Annotated in this window: 10 protein-coding genes; 5 read left to right on the top strand and 5 right to left on the bottom strand. The window is 38.6% G+C overall.

The window, feature by feature from the left end; all coding sequences use genetic code 11:
* Nucleotides 1-138: 138 nt before the first annotated feature.
* Nucleotides 139-2,991, bottom strand: a complete 2,853-nt coding sequence (locus tag QNJ50_RS14080; RefSeq protein ID WP_300636179.1) for a cation-translocating P-type ATPase — start codon at nt 2,989-2,991, stop codon at nt 139-141.
* A 330-nt stretch (nt 2,992-3,321) separates the two neighbouring features.
* Here QNJ50_RS14080 and QNJ50_RS14085 point away from each other — a divergent pair, with 330 nt between their 5' ends.
* From QNJ50_RS14085 to QNJ50_RS14095, 3 genes are all read left to right on the top strand, one after another.
* Nucleotides 3,322-4,992, top strand: coding sequence for a transglutaminase domain-containing protein (locus tag QNJ50_RS14085; RefSeq protein WP_300636181.1), 1,671 nt, complete (start codon nt 3,322-3,324; stop codon nt 4,990-4,992).
* A 159-nt stretch (nt 4,993-5,151) separates the two neighbouring features.
* Entirely contained in the window at nt 5,152-6,591 is a 1,440-nt protein-coding gene (locus tag QNJ50_RS14090) for a phosphoglucomutase/phosphomannomutase family protein (RefSeq protein ID WP_300636195.1), read from the top strand.
* 116 nt (nt 6,592-6,707) lie between these two features.
* On the top strand, nt 6,708-6,980 hold the full coding sequence (locus QNJ50_RS14095; protein ID WP_300636183.1) for a DUF1049 domain-containing protein: 273 nt from the start codon (nt 6,708-6,710) through the stop codon (nt 6,978-6,980).
* Nucleotides 6,981-7,029: 49 nt separating this feature from the next.
* On the opposite strand, the gene polA is transcribed toward QNJ50_RS14095, so the two are convergent.
* The gene (polA, locus tag QNJ50_RS14100; RefSeq protein WP_300636185.1) at nt 7,030-10,023 is read right to left on the bottom strand and encodes a DNA polymerase I; all 2,994 of its coding nucleotides are present in this window, start codon (nt 10,021-10,023) and stop codon (nt 7,030-7,032) included.
* A 246-nt stretch (nt 10,024-10,269) separates the two neighbouring features.
* Here polA and QNJ50_RS14105 point away from each other — a divergent pair, with 246 nt between their 5' ends.
* A complete protein-coding gene (locus tag QNJ50_RS14105) occupies nt 10,270-11,148 on the top strand; it encodes a Cof-type HAD-IIB family hydrolase (RefSeq protein WP_300636187.1) in 879 nt (292 codons plus the stop codon).
* A 325-nt stretch (nt 11,149-11,473) separates the two neighbouring features.
* Here QNJ50_RS14105 and QNJ50_RS14110 read toward each other — a convergent pair whose 3' ends face one another.
* Nucleotides 11,474-12,394 (bottom strand): DALR anticodon-binding domain-containing protein, encoded by a 921-nt coding sequence (locus QNJ50_RS14110; RefSeq protein WP_300636189.1) that lies wholly within the window; start codon nt 12,392-12,394, stop codon nt 11,474-11,476.
* Nucleotides 12,395-12,709: 315 nt separating this feature from the next.
* Here QNJ50_RS14110 and QNJ50_RS14115 point away from each other — a divergent pair, with 315 nt between their 5' ends.
* Nucleotides 12,710-13,429 carry a Crp/Fnr family transcriptional regulator gene (locus QNJ50_RS14115; protein ID WP_027841557.1) on the top strand — a complete coding sequence of 240 codons (720 nt, stop codon included), beginning with the start codon at nt 12,710-12,712 and terminating at the stop codon, nt 13,427-13,429.
* 590 nt (nt 13,430-14,019) lie between these two features.
* Here QNJ50_RS14115 and QNJ50_RS14120 read toward each other — a convergent pair.
* Together QNJ50_RS14120 and QNJ50_RS14125 are read right to left on the bottom strand one after the other, a co-directional pair.
* Nucleotides 14,020-15,084, bottom strand: coding sequence for a PstS family phosphate ABC transporter substrate-binding protein (locus tag QNJ50_RS14120; RefSeq protein WP_300636191.1), 1,065 nt, complete (start codon nt 15,082-15,084; stop codon nt 14,020-14,022).
* A gap of 78 nt (nt 15,085-15,162) precedes the next feature.
* Nucleotides 15,163-16,203 (bottom strand): PstS family phosphate ABC transporter substrate-binding protein, encoded by a 1,041-nt coding sequence (locus tag QNJ50_RS14125; protein WP_300636197.1) that lies wholly within the window; start codon nt 16,201-16,203, stop codon nt 15,163-15,165.
* Between the last annotated feature and the right edge of the window lie 720 nt (nt 16,204-16,923).

Here is a 16,923-nt window from a genome sequence, read left to right on the forward strand (position 1 = left end):
TGTAAATCCTAAAAGTTTATAGCTAACACCAGCCCTTACTGACTAAGTTATCAGTGTTTTAGTTATTTGTTTTTTGTGGATTCTGAGACTTAAATCCTGACTCCTGACTCCTGACTTCTGACTCCTGACAGCAAAACTCTACACACTTTTTTTGCCAATAATCCTTAAAAATAATTTCTCACCTTCAATCCAAATAAACATCAGCGCACTAAAACCAAGACAAATACCTAATTCAGACAAACTTAAGGCGTGGGTACCAAAGAATCCTCTGAGGGGAGGGACGTAAACTAACATCAACTGAAGAACTGTGGTTACAGTTACTGCGGCTAGGACATAGGGATTAGAAAATGGATTCATTTCAACTGTCAGCCTGTTATTGGAACGAATTGCGATCGCATGACCCATTTGAGCGATACATAAAGCAGTAAATACCATCGTTTTCCAGCGCTCCGGACTCAGTCCATTTACATCAACAGACTGGACGTGAGAATGCGCCCACATCATGAGAATAATTGTAGTAATTGCAAAAATAATTCCAATGCGGATCATATAAAAACCCAAACCCCGAGAAAATATACTTTCGCGAGGACTAAAAGGTGGACGTTTCATCACATCTGGTTCTGCTGGCTCCAAAGCTAAAGCTAAAGCCGGTAAACCATCTGTAACTAAATTCATCCATAAAATTTGTAGGGGTGTGAGGGGAACATCTGGAAGTCCCAATAAAGGTGCTGCAGCAATGGTCAAAACCTCACCAATATTACTACCCAAAATATATTTAATGAAACGACGAATGTTGGTGTAAACGACTCTACCTTCCTTGGTCGCCGATACAATTGTTGCAAAGTTGTCATCTAACAAGACCATGTCACTGGCTTCTTTACTGACGTCAGTACCAGTAATACCCATGGCTATACCAATATCAGCTTGTTTCAGCGCAGGAGCATCGTTTACACCGTCACCAGTCATCGCCACAAACTTATTCCGGTTTTGTAAGGCTTTAACGATCCTTAATTTATGTTCGGGAGCTACTCTGGCATAGATATTTACTAAGTCAACATTTTGCTCTAGTTCTTGGTCGCTCATGCGTTGTAATTCTTGACCTGTAAGCACCCGGTCTCCTCCATTAGCAATTCCTAGGTCGGCAGCAATTGCTCTAGCAGTTAACTGATGGTCGCCAGTAATCATTACAGGTCTAATTCCAGCATTACGGGACTCTTGGACTGCAGCCCTGACTTCAGGACGAGGTGCATCCAACATACCGGTCAATCCCAGCCAGACTAATTGTTGTTCGACTTCTTTCTCTGAAGCTTCGGAAGGAACTTGTGCTAATGCTTTAAAAGCAAAACCTAGCACTCGAAGACCTTCACTCGCCATTTTATTATTAGCTGCTAAAATTTGTTTTCGTTGCTCGTCGGTGAGAGGAACAGAACTTCCACCCAAGAAAACTTGATCGCAAAGGGATAAAGTTATTTCTGGCGACCCCTTAGTAAACATCAAATGACTTTCGTTTGTCAATAAATTACTAATTTGGGGGTCAACATCTCGAAGGGGCGAAAAACCAGTTTCAACTTCCTTCACCTGGCAAATCACACTCATTCGCTTTCGTTCTGAGGAAAAAGGAAATTCGCTTACGCGGGGTAGTTTAGTATCCCATTGGTCTTTTTCAAATCCAGCTTTTGCTGCCAAAGTTACCAATGCTCCCTCTGTCGGATCTCCTAAGATTTTCCATTCCCCTTTTTCTTGCTGCAGGATGGCATCATTACAAACAGTACAAGCTACCATTAAGGGTGGTATTTCGGGATATTCTTCGGGGATAATTGCTCGTTCATCTAACAAAAACTCTCCCAATGGAGCATAACCTTCCCCACTCACACTGAAATATTCTTTACCGACAAAAGTTGACTGAACCACCATCTTATTTTGGGTCAGAGTACCGGTTTTATCCGAACAAATGGTAGTTACAGAACCCAAAGTTTCTACTGCGGGTAATTTTCTAATTAGGGCATTACGGCGTACCATACGTTGGGTACCCAATGCCAAAGTGACTGTAATCACTGCCGGTAAACCTTCTGGAACAACTGCCACAGCCATACTCAAAGAAACTTCTACTAAACCCAGGAAGTTTCCACCCATTAGTAAACCAATACCAATTGAAATTACAACTAGTACTAAAGAACCAGTCACCAAAGCATTACCTAACTGGCTCATACGTTGCTGCAGTGGCGTATCTTCCGCTTCAACCGACTGCAACATTTGAGCGATTTTGCCCAGTTCGGTTTTCATCCCGGTACCGGTAACTAAAACCTTTCCTCGTCCTTGAAGAACCTCTGTACCTTGGAAAACCATATTTACCCGATCACCCAAGGAAGACTCTTCCGACAATGGTTTCTTAGCATGTTTATTAACCGCTTCAGCTTCTCCAGTTAGTGCAGACTCGCGGACTTGCAAATTAGATTGTTCAATTAAGCGACCGTCTGCTGCAAGTTGTACTCCAGCTTCGATCAACATAATATCCCCTGGCACCAATTCCTTTGCCGTTACTTCCAGGGTTTTACCGTCACGAATTACGCGAACATTAGGAGAAGCAAGTTGTTTGAGGGCTGCAAGGGCTTTCTCAGCACGACTTTCTTGGATATAACCAAGAATTCCATTTAGGATCACAATCGCCATAATCGCAATTGTATCTTTGAAAGGAATTTCACCTGCAGGTAATGTGCCCGAACGCCAAGCAACAAGGTCTAACACCCCGGAAATAATGGCAACGGCAATCAGCATCAACAACATGATGTCCTTGAACTGATCTACCAAAATTTCCCAAGCACTGCGTCCGCCAGCTTCTTCTAATTCATTAGCACCATATTTTTGCAACCGCGAGTTAACTTCTTGAGGCGCTAAACCAGTGTCTGCTTGAGTAGAGAGCAGTTCTAGTGCTTCATCAACTTCCAAAGTATGCCAAGCAGCAATATTTTCAGGCAGAGAATTAGCAGACATCTTGTAGATTAAAGGAAATGGTTACAAAATTCGATCATAATTTAGTGATGGCGGGAAAACCATCACCTAAATTTACATTTTCCCTGTCTCCAGGCTATATCTATAGATGTTATACACAGATAAACTTTTTAACTTTACTTTTTTAATTATCAAATTATGTACGTTATCTTGTGTAATTTCTAGCAATATATAGCACATTAAATCGTCAATTTAAATCATCAATTGTGAGTAATTAAAATCTAATATTTTATGCAGACAGGTTACACCACAATCGATTAAAGTCATAAAACGCCCATTAGCACAATAGCCCTTCAGGTGAATCAGTTTAATATGAGTTTTGCACTCCCCCGTTTTCTAGCGAGCCAAATGTTTGGGCAAAAGACCATTAGACCCCTTAGTGCTGCTGCCATCTGCGGCATAGCTTTCATTAAAGATACCCTGATTGCGATCGACACTCCTAGGGGACATCTTTTACAAATAGACCCAGTTTCCGACAACACAAAAATTATTAATCCCCATCAAACCCGGGAATTTATGGATGTTACGGGTCTATCAATTTGGCAAGATACTCTTTGGGTAACCCGGGGTAATAGTGTATACCTGTGTAACTTCAATTCTTTGGGTTTGGAACATTTTGTTACCTTACCCTATGAAGCTGATGGTGTCGCTGTTTGGGAATCAGCAATTTATGTTACTTGCCAAAGACTGGGTAAGATTTTGGTGTTTGAAAAGGATACGCGACGACAAATTACCAGTTTTAATGCACCAGGTGTAGGAATTGAAAATTTAGCGGTCGATGAAGAAACTCTATGGGTTTGCGATAACCTGGAACAAACAGTTTATGTGATTGACAGGGGGACGGGAGAAATTATTTTCAGCGTCCTTACCCCTTTTGAGTCGCCGACTGGGATTGCAATTCATCAAGATGACGAGCAGGAGCAAAAGAATATTTACATTGCTTATGCTTCCGATGAAACTTACATTCGCGATAACCCAAATGCCGACCCCAGTTATGAAATCGCCCGTCGTGATCGCACTTTCATTCATCCTCTACATTACCATTACGACCCGGAAAAACGTTGTGCCCTCTCCAATGGGTATTTAATTGAAATGTCCTATGCGGAGGAGATTTCACCTCTAGATGAGGTATACCTACAAGATTTAGAATGGCGAATCGCTTTACCTTCAAACACCGACCGTCAAAAAGTTAGAAGTGTCGAACCTATAGGTTTACCTTTTACTGAAGAACTAATTGATGGGCAAAGTGTAGCAGTATTTAAGTTTGAAACCCTCACCCCTGGCGAACGACATTTATTCGGTTGGAAGGCACTTCTAGAGGTCAGAGGTGTAAAATACCGCATAACGCCCCCAGATGTGGAAAATATCTCCAACCCCCCAGCGGAGTTTCACGAACGCTATTTGGTGGACGATGACGAATTAGCCATGGATACAGCAATCGTTCGTCACGCTGCAAATGAAGCTACTGGGCGGGAAACAAATCTGTTACGAAAAATGTACAGCATTCGTAACTATGTTTATGACGAACTATCCTATGGCATCAAACCGTATATTGATACCCCTGACGTTGTTTTAGAAAGGGGTGTGGGTTCCTGCGGTGAGTATGTTGGTGTTTTATTAGCATTGTGTCGATTGAATGGTATTCCTTGTCGTACCGTCGGTCGTTACAAATGTCCCTCCCAGGCTGACCGAAAGGGCGTTCCCTTGCAACCGGATTACAATCACGTGTGGTTGGAGTTTTATATACCTGGTTATGGTTGGTTACCAATGGAATCCAACACCGACGATACAGATAGTCGCGGTCCCTACCCCACAAGATTTTTTATGGGTTTGTGTTGGTATCACATCGAAATTGGTAAAGGCATTACCTTTGAAACTCTTACTAGTAACGGTAAGCGACTTACCAAAGAAGATGTAGCCATCGGGGATCTGGCTATCAATCATATTAGATTTACAATTTTAGAGGAATTACCTCCCTTTTAGCCCATTTGTCATTTGTCATTTTTAATTTTTACTTTGTTCGTAAATTTGCAACCAAAAGCGATCGGTAATAAGTAACAAGTGATAAATGACAAGTGATACCCCACCAATCATCAGTGACCATCCTGTAGTATTGATGATGGATGAGTAATGGTGGCATCAATGAGCGCTGATAGCAATACTACTAAGATAAAATTTGGCACAGACGGCTGGCGAGGAATTATTGCTGATGACTTTACGTTTCCAAACGTACGCAAAGTCACAAGAGCGATCGCTAGTTATTTAGAGAAAGCTTATACAAAAGACAGACCCGTACTGATTGCTTATGATACTCGCTTTCTAGCTGATAAATTTGCCCAAACATCAGCTGAAGTGTTGGCTGATTTGGGTTGGACTGTAAAAGTTAGCGAGCGGGATTGCCCCACACCGGTAATTGCTTATAATGCCCGCCATCTCAATTCGGCTGGTGCATTAATGTTTACCGCTAGTCATAATCCAGCACCCTACTGTGGAATCAAATATATTCCTGATTATGCTGGCCCAGCAACACCGGAAATTACTGATACTATTGTTGCGAATATTGCAGATGCATCGGATGCTCTTCCTTCTGGTAATCCTTCGGGTTCCATTTCCAGCTTTGACCCCAAACCAGAATACATGAAGTTTATCTACAATCTTCTGAACGTGGATAAAATTCGCAGCGCTAAATTAAAAGTAAAATACGACGCTTTATTCTCTACTTCTCGCGGTTATTTAGATGAAGTGTTAGAACATTGTGGTTGCGAACTAGAAAGTTTCAACACCCATCGCGATGTATTATTTGGTGGGGGAATGCCCGAACCCAAAGGAGAACAATTAGTAGGGCTAGTCGAAGCTGTCAAGAAAGATAAAGCCGCTTTAGGTTTGGCGACTGATGGGGATAGCGATCGCTTTGGAGTTGTAGACGAACTAGGTAATGTTCTTACTCCCAACACAGTTTTACTATTGCTCGCACGTCACCTAATGAAGAATAAGGGTTTGACGGGAGCAATTGTTCGTACTGTTGCTACCACTCACCTATTAGATAATTTTGCCAGCAAGTATGGTCTAGAATTATTTGAAACAGCAGTAGGATTTAAATATATTGGTGCCAAAATGCGGGAAACCACCGTATTGATTGGTGGAGAAGAATCGGGAGGTTTAAGCGTACTCGGTCATATTCCCGAGAAAGATGGTGTTCTAGCGGACATGTTAGTTGCAGAAGCCATTGCTTATGAAGGTAAACCCTTAAGCGAACTTGTCAAAGAAGCGATCACAGAAGCTGATGGTCCTCTATACAACAAGCGTCTGGATTTACACCTCACCGACAGCCATAAATTAGCTGTAATGGAATCTTATACTAAAAATCCTCCTTCAGAAGTAGCAGGAATTAAAGTTAAAGAAGTAGGACGTAAAGACGGCGTTAAACTTTACTTAGAGGAAGGTAGTTGGGTATTACTACGTCCATCAGGAACCGAACCTTTGGTAAGGGTTTATATGGAAACTAACTCTGCTCAAAAGTTAGACCAACTTGCTCAAGAAATGGACAACAAGATTCATCAAATTCAGCCCGTAACAGCTTGATTTTATGAGCTAATTTTGACAAATAATGTAGAGACGTAGCATTGCTACGTCTCTTCGAGCAACCATTATGAGTAACAAATAATGAGTAATGAGTAATGAGTAATGAGTAATGAGTAATGAAAAATCTTGTAAGCTTGCTGATATCTCTATTAATTGCTTGTTTAGTATTGTTTATTGCGATCGTCTCCGTTCAAAATGCTGAACTAGTATATTTAAGATTTTTTGGTTTAGAATCAGCTAGAATTCCCTTTGGTTTAGTACTAGCTTTCAGTTTCGCGGTCGGGATTGTAGGTGTGGCTATATTACAACCCGTGTGGAATGTTATGGGTTCGGGTAGATCCAGATATGAAGATGATGCTGAATTTTTTGTTGATGACGGAGAATATTGAGAAAATATCTTTTGAATATATCTCACTGTTCCCCGTTCTCTTCCAAAAACTACTTCGTCTCCATCCAGTTATCACCTGAATTGATATCTACCAGTAAAGGAACACTTAACTCTACAGCAGTTTCCATTTCCGACTTAATTATTGGTTTTAACTCTTCCCATTCTTCTGGTGGAACTTCAAAAACTAATTCATCGTGAACTTGTAACAATAACCGTGCTTGGTAATTTTTCAGAACTTTATGCAATTGCACCATTGCAATTTTGATAATATCAGCACTAGAACCTTGAATTGGTGCATTCGCTGCAGCACGGAGTAACCCAGAATCATAGGGTCCCAAATTTTTCAATTTGCTCAAGTCAATATCTTCTGGATTACGACCTTTGAGTTTTTGTAAACTATTACCAGTGAATTGTACATAGCGACGACGTCCCAAAATTGTCTCTACGTAACCCTGGGATATAGCTTGCTTCTTCACCCCTTCCAAAAATTCAAAAACTTTTGGGTAACGACTGTAGAATCTTTGTATGAATTCATTTGCAAGTTTTTTATCCACACCAATAGAACGGGAGAACTTCACAGAACCCATTCCATAAATTACCCCAAAGTTAATAATTTTCCCCGCTCGTCTTTCCTCTGAGGTAATTTCGTCTTTTTCAAACATTAACTGAGCCGTTAAAGTATGAATATCCCGATTATTTTGGTAAGCTTCCACTAAAATCGGTTCTTGAGATAAATGCGCTAAAATTCTTAACTCAATTTGGGAATAGTCCGCAGCAACCATTAACCAGTTTTCTTCTGGTAAAAAAGCTTTACGAATTTGACGACTAAATGCCGTACGAATGGGAATATTCTGTAAATTAGGGTTAGAAGAAGATAACCTTCCCGTGGAAGTTACTGTTTGGTTGAAATTGGTATGTAACCTATGGGTATCAGCACGTACTAATTCCGGTAACTTATCCACATAAGTCGATCTCAATTTTGATAAAGTCCGATATTCAATAATCGCGTCAATAATTCCACTGGTATCAACTTCCTGTAACCTTTCTAAAGTTGCAGCATCAGTTGAATATCCGGTCTTAATTTTGCGAGAGAATTTAGTACTCAAACCGAGTTTTTCAAATAAAATTACACTCAACTGCTTGGGAGAACCCAAATTAAATTTTTCTCCTGCTATCTCATAAGCTTGTTGCTCGAACTTATCTAGATCGGTTTCTAACTGTTTTGATAGCGTTTTTAAATAATCACTATCAATACGGATACCTTGATATTCCATATCCGCTAAAACAGGTTCTAAAGTTTGTTCGACCTCCAACAGTAATTCATGTAAAGTGGGAAATTTTTCCAACTCTTCCCGTAATTTTTGTACTAATTGAAATGTTGCATGAACTTGAAAGCAACAATAAGCAGCAACTTTATTTATATTTATGTCACCAATTGTCTGACCTTTAGGAACTAATTCAGAATAATCTTGAATTATTAAACCTAAATATTTTTGGGATAATTCACCAAGACTGTGACTGCTATCTGGATTAATTACATAACTTGCTAGCATCGGGTCAAAAATAACCCCATCTAACTGAATTCCTTGAGTTCGGAAAATTAAGCGATCGAACTTAGCATTTTGAAAACTCTTGGGATATTTTTTATCTTCTAAAATTGGACGTAATGCTTCTAAAACTAAATCTTTACTTAGATTGTTTCCCGATTTATGTCCTACGGGAACATAAGCAACTTCATCAATTTTTGTTCCCCAACAGCAACCAATTCCAACTAGATCCGCATCTCTGGGTTCTAAAGCGCTAGTTTCCGTATCCCAAGCAACAGGTGCTTTTGAATCCGTAAACCCTTGTAGTAACTCCACTAAATCTTGAAGTTTTGCTTGAGTATCAATGATGCGCGGTTCAATTGGTAAAGCAGATTCTTGTTCTGCGACATCTGTATCTTCAGCACTGAAAAACCATAAGTCCTCACCTTCAGAATTCAAATTAGATGAATTAGATGAATTAGATAAATTACCAGCTTCTTTACCTCCAACTTCAATAACTTTTCCTCCAAACTGTTCTTGAAGTTGATTGATTTTTGTGATGAAAGACTTAAATTCTAGCTTCTCTAAAATCGGTAAAAGATTACTCGTATCAAAACCTGTCAGTTTACAATCTTCTAAATTAATATCTAAAGGTACATCTAAAACTATTTTTGCTAAAAAGCGGGATTTTTCAGCATCTTCTTTCCCTTCTACTAACTTTCTATGGTTTGCACCCTTAATTTGATCCAAAGAGTCATAAATATTATCAAGGGAACCATAGGTTTCAATTAACTTAACTGCTGTTTTTTCTCCAATTCCCCTCACACCAGGAATATTATCTGATTTATCACCACAAAGCGCTTTAAAATCAACTACTTGTGATGGTAAAACACCTAGTTTTTCCTTAACTTCCGCCGAGTTAAACTCACCAAAACCAGTTGCAGAGCGCTTAATAGAATCTTTATTCAAGTAAAGTACGCTGATTTTTTCTTCATCATCTACAAGCTGAAATAAATCGCGATCGCCACTTAAAATCTTCACTTGATAACCAGCAGCAGATGCACGTTGGGCTATAGTTCCTAATACATCATCAGCCTCAAAACCCGGAGCAGTTAAGATAGGTAAGTTTAACTTTGAAATTAAGTCTTGGAGATTTTTCAGGTCGGGAATAAAATCCTCCGGTGTTTCCTTTCGGTCAGCTTTATAAGTACTATCTGCTTTGTGACGAAATGTTGGTATACCCAAATCAAAAGCTACACCAATTGCTTGGGGTTTTTCGCTGGCAATCGCCTCTAGTAAAGATTTTAGAAAACCAAAAGATACACTGGTAGGAATACCTTCTTTTGTCCTTAATCCTCCATCCCGACCTTTAGCAAAAGCATAGTAGGAACGAAAAGCTAAGGAATGTCCATCAACTAAAATAAACTTGGGGCGATTCGAATTGGAAGAGTCAGAAGTTAAAGAATCAGAAATCAAAGGATTAGAATTCAACTGGTTTGAGACTGTTGTTTCGGACATAGACCTATTTTAAGTAGCAGTTTTAATTGCAAAGGAAAAAATTTACTGTAGTACTTAAAGTATTAATGAGTTTACCTGCAACGAAGTAATTGTAAGAAATGAGCGGAATTTATCTGTTTATAAATCAAATATGATTACTATTACAGGTAGTAGTTTATCTTCAAAGCTCCCCACCGAACCTCTCAGACTGTTAACCTCGTTACCATAACTTACTAAACTAAACACAGGGCAAGCAAAAGGTAACTTATGCATTTAACTTCTAACGGTCAATTAGACTTGTCACAAACTGGAGTGAATTCTGAATCAGATATTCAACTTTTGGTCGTAGATATTGATGGTACAATTGCCGGGAAATCTAACTCCATTAGTAAACGAGTAAAACAAGCAATTAACGCCGCACAAGCAAAAGGAATCGAAGTTGCTGTTGCTACTGGTAGAATGTATAGTTCCGCGTTACGTTTCCATCAAGAAATTAGCTCCAGATTACCATTAATTTCTTATCAAGGAGCCTGGATTCAAGACCCTGCAACACAACAGTTACATCAACATTTATCTGTACCCAAAAGTATTTCTGAACAACTGCTCGATCACTTTGAGCAGCCCTCCCTACGCCAAATTTTATCTATCCACTTCTACATTGGGGATAAACTTTATGTCCGGGAACTGACCCCAGACACTAAATTATATGCCGAACGCTCTAACATTGATGCGATCGCAGTGGGCGATTTACGGAATACTTTGGACAACGAACCAACAAAAATTTTAGCTTTATGTAATGATACAGATGTAATAAATCAACTGTTAATTAATTTACGTCACAGATACACTCCCAAAGAATTATATTTGACCAAATCTGTTGCGACTTTTTTTGAAGCAACTCATCCATTAGTAAATAAAGGTGCAGCAGTTAGTTATTTAGCAGAAGAACTATTAGGGCTAGAAAGAAATAACGTGATGACTATTGGCGATAACTTCAATGATATTGAAATGCTAGAGTATGCCGGTACAGGTATCGCTATGGGAAACGCTCCAGAAGAAGTTAAAGCCCATGCTCGATGGATTGCTCCCAGTGTTGATGAGGATGGAGCAGCAGTCGCAATTGAAAGTTTTTTATTATCAAGCTAAATATAATATTTTTTTTATAACGCAAAATGAGTCAGCGGGAAGTCTTGAAAAGGGAGTAATAATTGCTGACTCATATATTATTAGTTATAATTACTTAGTACTAGTATTTAGAAAACAAGTAATATTTTACGAATTAATACTTTAGGAGGCTTATAAACATCAGAAAGAGCACCGACGACTGGCCGTGTTTCGTCTCGGTGCTCTCGCTGGTTCGCTCCTCACACAATTAACAATATATACCTGTTTTTTTGACAAGTCAACGGTTTATTTGAAGTCTTTACTTTTACTTCATAATTACACTGATATTTCAGCATATTCAGAAATATTAAAGTTCTGAGCATGCTGTCAGACCAAGTTTTTCCTCTAATACTCGCTGAAACACGAATCGAGCAATCGCTATCAGCCCTAATCTTGCTTGGGCTAATTCCCGATAATTTATTTTTACTTCACCCCAAATTTGGCAGTTAGACCAAAAAATTTCAAAGCTTTGACTTAGACCTAAGGCTACATTTTCCCATTTCACTGTCTTATCTATAGTCTTGCTATCCAAGTTATCTAGAGTTTCGATTAACTTACTCATTAAACAAAATTCTGCTGGATGGAAGAAACGTAACTCTCCTTCCTCTTTAAGCCAAGGTATTTCTGATGGTTGGGTTATCGCCCATGAAGTGCAGCCGACATCCAAACTAATTAATTCCTCCCCTACTGCTGCCAGCTGTAATAAAGAGCAACAGCGAGCATGAGCATATTGGAGAGGAAATGAGCCACGGGAATTTATCAATTTTTGGCTCAAGTTATCTTTGCTCAAACTCAAATATTTCTTAGAACTTGAATATTCATGAAAACTTGTACTCTGATTTTTGTGTGTTTTTATCTCATCCCAGAGTTCCCCACTGCTGAGAAACTGCAAAAAAGCAGCTAATAAATATGAAGTTAGCTCTATATAGATTAAACCCGGAGAAACAATTTCTACTTTCAATTCTTGGTCATAGTTTGCCCAGAGATAACACACTATCTCTTGAGCGAACTTCATTGAATGAAGATTCTGAGATTTTTTCTGCTGTAGTGCGACCCCAGAAATATATAAAACCCTATTTAAATCTCTACTTTTATGTAGATGAATATTTGTTTGACTAATGTAGTCTAATTCCTTAATCGTATTTGTATTGCTTAAGGCTTCTACTAAAATAACGTGTAGTAGCTGTGCAATCGCTGTATATTTGTTTGCTGAGGTTCTGAGATACACATAAAATCCAGTTTGTATGATTATTTAGGGAGTTATAATCGGAAATACTGAATATCTGTCATCTCCCTTTAGACATAATTTTAATATTGAGGGAGAAAATATGAGAATTTTGCAAAATTTCTTGAATTATGGGTAAATTTTACTACAATCATTGTACAGTAGAGAAGTATAACAAAAGAGTAGAAAATTATATTTCTACTTTTTGCATGGCTGGTGATTTTAGGCTAAGTCCTATATCGCCAACGAGAAGACACTCCTTGCACCTTTTTTTTTGACGTCTTTTCTTTGTCTTCAGCCGAACGCTCTTTGTTACCTATGCAATCTCCATCCTCCTTTTCAGAAGCATCAAGGCCTTTTTTAACTTGGCAACGAATTCTTGATTGGGCTCAAGAACACTACCGCTGCCGCACCTTTAGCAAAGATGAGCGCATTCCAGCAAGACCTGGATTGCTATATTTGGTGCAAAGGGGTGCAATCCGTATGGTAGGAACAGCACAAGTTAGTGCCACTGCTTCTCAGTTAACATCTCGACGTATTAACAGAACACCAGAAGAAGCATTTTTGGGGTTTGTGGGAGCTGGACAACCATTTGAAATAGTGGCTCAGTCACCATTTACCCTTCAATCCTATGCTCATGTAGATCAAACTGCCGTGTTGTGGATGTATTGGCACGATCTAGATAATTGGCCACATTTTCGTCGAGAAGTCATGGATGCTTTCAGGTATCAGCACCAGCGTAAGCTGTTGTGGCTGAGTGCCTTAGGGCAACGACGGACAATTGATCGACTTTTGGGATTCCTAACATTGTTGATTGAGGAATACGGCGAGCCAGCAATGAGTGAAACAGACCCTGATGTAATTCGTGGCTATTGTCTCCCATTCCCACTAACTCATGCTCAAATTGGTAGTGCGATTGGTTCAACTCGTGTAACAGTTACTCGCTTGATGGGTAAGTTGCGTCAGCGTGGCTTAATCCTGACTCAAGGTGATAATTTGATTTGTCTACCAGCAGAATCTATCAGTAGAGCTAGCTAAGTTAAAGCAGTTTGGTTAACTACAGCAGGTGTCAGCGAATTCTGACAGATCTATGTCGGTTAATTAATTCCTGCCCCTGCTAGGTTAATAACAAATCGGCATATATTCTACCTACTTGTTCTTCAATACGCCCATTCTGTTTGACCACCACGAACAGATTGCGTGTAATCTGGTAGCTTCCAGACAAAAGCCTCAATGTTCAACTTGTTGCGTGTACTAGGACATTCTGATGAGAGGACAAGTTGTCCTAGGTAAGGAGCAATAAACTTGCCTTGTCTATTGGGTAAGCCTTTGACCGAACATTGGGGAACTACCTCTGGGACAGAAGGAAAATAAATACCTCCTGGATTTTGAATTATTTGATTTAATGCTTGGGTGGCGGTGGAAACAAGTTTGACTTAATGACCAAAAGGTCAACTTCCCAATTTATCAGACATAATAAACATAACAATACAGCTCGAATTTTTTCCTTATGGCTGGGGGATATGTATCTTCTCTGCCTATATATTTTTTTGTTACAAATATTTATTGCACTTCTAAGGATTAGTCATCAAATTCATAGATGTTAATCATAAATGAAAAGTATTTTGTCACCGAATTCTGACAAATCCAGCTTTTGCAATTAACTCTTGACCTTGCGAAGTTAGTAGTAATTTTGCGTAAGCTTCTCCTACCTCCTCATCAATTTGACCATCCTGCTTTACGATCACAAATAGCCTGCGGGTAATAGGATACTTTGCTTCAGAAAAAGCAACGGTGTTGAGTTGATTGCGTTTCCTAGGGCATTCTGATGAAGTAATATAAGGCTCTTGGTAAGGAGGAATTAATTTCTTGAATGTTTTACCAATTGGTAAAGGTTTGACTCCGCATTGTCCAACAATTTCTGGGGCAGAAGCATAATATATCCCACCTTTGTCCCTACTAAGTTTTCTTAAAGCCTCAGTAGTAGTGTTAATTGTTTCAACATTACTACCAAATTCTTCGTTTCTTAAAACATTGCCGATAAAAAATTCTACTGTACCCCCTTGGTTTGGTCTTGATAAGGGAACTATTTTTTGGTTTGGTCCTCCTATATCTTTCCAGTTGGTAATCTTACCCGTGTATATATTTTTGAGTTGGGAAAGAGTTAATCCAGGAATATTCAGATTTGGATGAACAGCAATTGCAATTCCATCTACTGCAACAGGAATTTCCTTCAGTTTTAATCCCCGTACTTGTGCTCGCAGATGTTCACGCTCTTTGACAGAACGAGAAGACTGAGAAAAAGCCAATTGATTACGCAAAAGCATTTGAATTCCAGTACCCGAACCAGGGGGATAACCAATTGGATCGGTATAAACGATTTGAAATTGTGGTATTTCTTGTCTTATTTTTGCATCAACATCTCTACGAATTGGTGCCCATGTAGTGCTTCCACCGTAGGGAAATCTTCCTGTTTGGATATTGGGAACAGAATGAAAAGTACTATTCCTATCTATTCCTTTCATTGTGTAATCTGGTCTAGCTGCAGAATTACCATTCTTATCTCCCAACAGGTTTAATATCCTAGTAATATCAATAAGAGAATTGTTGACCGCCCATGCGCCACTACCCACTAGTACAAGAGTAATCAACAGAGATAATACAAAAACAGTTGTTTCATTTTTACGTGACATAAGTAAACAAAAAGACTGCGTACTAAATATTTAATAAACCTCTATTTAAAAGTTTAGAAGAGAGCAGCTAATTGTTTCTCAACGAATTCTTACAAAGCCAGCTTGAGAAATTAATTCTTGACCTTCTTGAGTAAGTAGTAATTTTGCGTATGCTAATCCTGCTTGTTCGTCAACTTGACCATTCTGTTTAACGATGACAAATAATCTTCTGGTCATTGGGTATTCATCATTTTTGAAGGCTTCTAAATTCAATTGATTACGCTTTCGTGGGCACTGGGAAAGTGGGATAAAAGGTTCTTTGTAGGGTGGAATTAATTTATCTTCAACTCTTCCTATTGCTAAAGGTTTAACACCACATTGTCCAACGACTTCAGGTGCAGATGCGTAGAAAATAGCGCCTGGATTTCTCGCGACTTTTCTCAAAGCTTCAGTGGTAGTTTTAACTGCTTGAATGTTATCGCCAAATTTTTCTTGGCGTACAATATTTTTTTTAAAAAACTCTACAGTACCTCCTTCAGTTTCTTTGGAGTAAGGTATGATTCTTAAGTTTGGTCCTCCTAATTCTTCCCAGTTAGTAATTTTTCCTGTATATATTTCTCTGAGCTGATCAATAGTTAAACCAGGTAAGTCCAGAGTTGGGTGAGCTGCAACTACAACACCATCAATTGCAACTGGAATTTCTGTGAGCGTAAAACCTTTTTTCTGGGCTTGTCGGTATTCTTTTTCTTTCAAAGAACGAGAACTAAGGGAAAAAGCTAATTGGTTGTTGAGTAACATTTTGATTCCAACACCAGAACCAGGAGAACCTGTCGCCGGGTTTGTATAACGCAAATCATACTTTTTGAATACATTCTCTATTGCTTTTTCTGTTTTACTTCTAATTGGTGCCCAAGTGCTACTACCACCATAACTAAACAAACCCGAGGGTATGTGGGATATTTCCTTAAATTTACTATTTTGTAATGAGTTTGGTTGTACCCTTTCTTTGAGAGAATGATGGAAATAAGTACTTATGTTGATGCTATGGGTATGAGCTATCCACCAATAAACCCCAGTTACTAGGCCTAAAGTTATTAGTAGTGTAGTTACTAAAATCGAATTTTCGTTTTTTTCAAACATCATTAATTTCTATTTTTAATAGATAAATAAACATTTAATGTTCCATAATTCGTCTATAAAACTAGACAAATATGCTTGATTTTTACTATCAAAAACCCCAACAATTAAATTTATTTTTCGTAATTATTTAGTTGTTGAATATTGATAAAATATACCGAAAAAAGCACTAAAATAGTGTGTTTAAATTAACTCAAAATCACAAAAGTCACAATCATATTTATTTTAATTTAAAATATTGACTTACATTTACGATGTTTTTTCATAAAATTATAAATAAATCTCTGACAATAAATTACTTTTACAAATGACTTTAAATTGATTTATGTAGTTATAATTTTCTGATAGTAAGTATTAAGGACGAAGTACATTCGAGTTTAAGAAATGCAAAAGTATACGAACGCTAGGCAAATTATATGTTAAATTTTATTCCTGGCTATATATAATACTTTTATCGGAACTTAGACAAAAAACAAGCAGGAAAAGCCTCAAATCCAGTCACGACAAGCTATTAACTTCAAAGCCCCAGCATATGCTCTTAGCGCCTAGCAAAGCGTAACTGATTACACGCTTCTGACGACTTAGTATGCATTAAACCTTACGGTACGGCTGTGCTTACGTCGTTAGAAGCGTGCCAAGCTATATGCCGTCAGGCTTAACCACAGGTGACCCTCAGGCTCTAACTACGTTACCTTAGCTTCGCTACCTGCGGAACGGATCTGC

Origin of the sequence: Mastigocoleus sp. MO_188.B34, assembly GCF_030065675.1 — a bacterium.
Lineage (GTDB): Bacteria > Cyanobacteriota > Cyanobacteriia > Cyanobacteriales > Nostocaceae > Mastigocoleus.

Coding starts and splice junctions, on each gene's coding strand:
- QNJ50_RS14080 (WP_300636179.1), bottom strand. CDS start 2,991: ATGTCTGCTAATTCTCTGCCTGAAAATATTGCTGCTTGGCATACTTTG.
- QNJ50_RS14085 (WP_300636181.1), top strand. CDS start 3,322: ATGAGTTTTGCACTCCCCCGTTTTCTAGCGAGCCAAATGTTTGGGCAA.
- QNJ50_RS14090 (WP_300636195.1), top strand. CDS start 5,152: ATGAGCGCTGATAGCAATACTACTAAGATAAAATTTGGCACAGACGGC.
- QNJ50_RS14095 (WP_300636183.1), top strand. CDS start 6,708: ATGAAAAATCTTGTAAGCTTGCTGATATCTCTATTAATTGCTTGTTTA.
- polA (WP_300636185.1), bottom strand. CDS start 10,023: ATGTCCGAAACAACAGTCTCAAACCAGTTGAATTCTAATCCTTTGATT.
- QNJ50_RS14105 (WP_300636187.1), top strand. CDS start 10,270: ATGCATTTAACTTCTAACGGTCAATTAGACTTGTCACAAACTGGAGTG.
- QNJ50_RS14115 (WP_027841557.1), top strand. CDS start 12,710: ATGCAATCTCCATCCTCCTTTTCAGAAGCATCAAGGCCTTTTTTAACT.
- QNJ50_RS14120 (WP_300636191.1), bottom strand. CDS start 15,084: ATGTCACGTAAAAATGAAACAACTGTTTTTGTATTATCTCTGTTGATT.
- QNJ50_RS14125 (WP_300636197.1), bottom strand. CDS start 16,203: ATGTTTGAAAAAAACGAAAATTCGATTTTAGTAACTACACTACTAATA.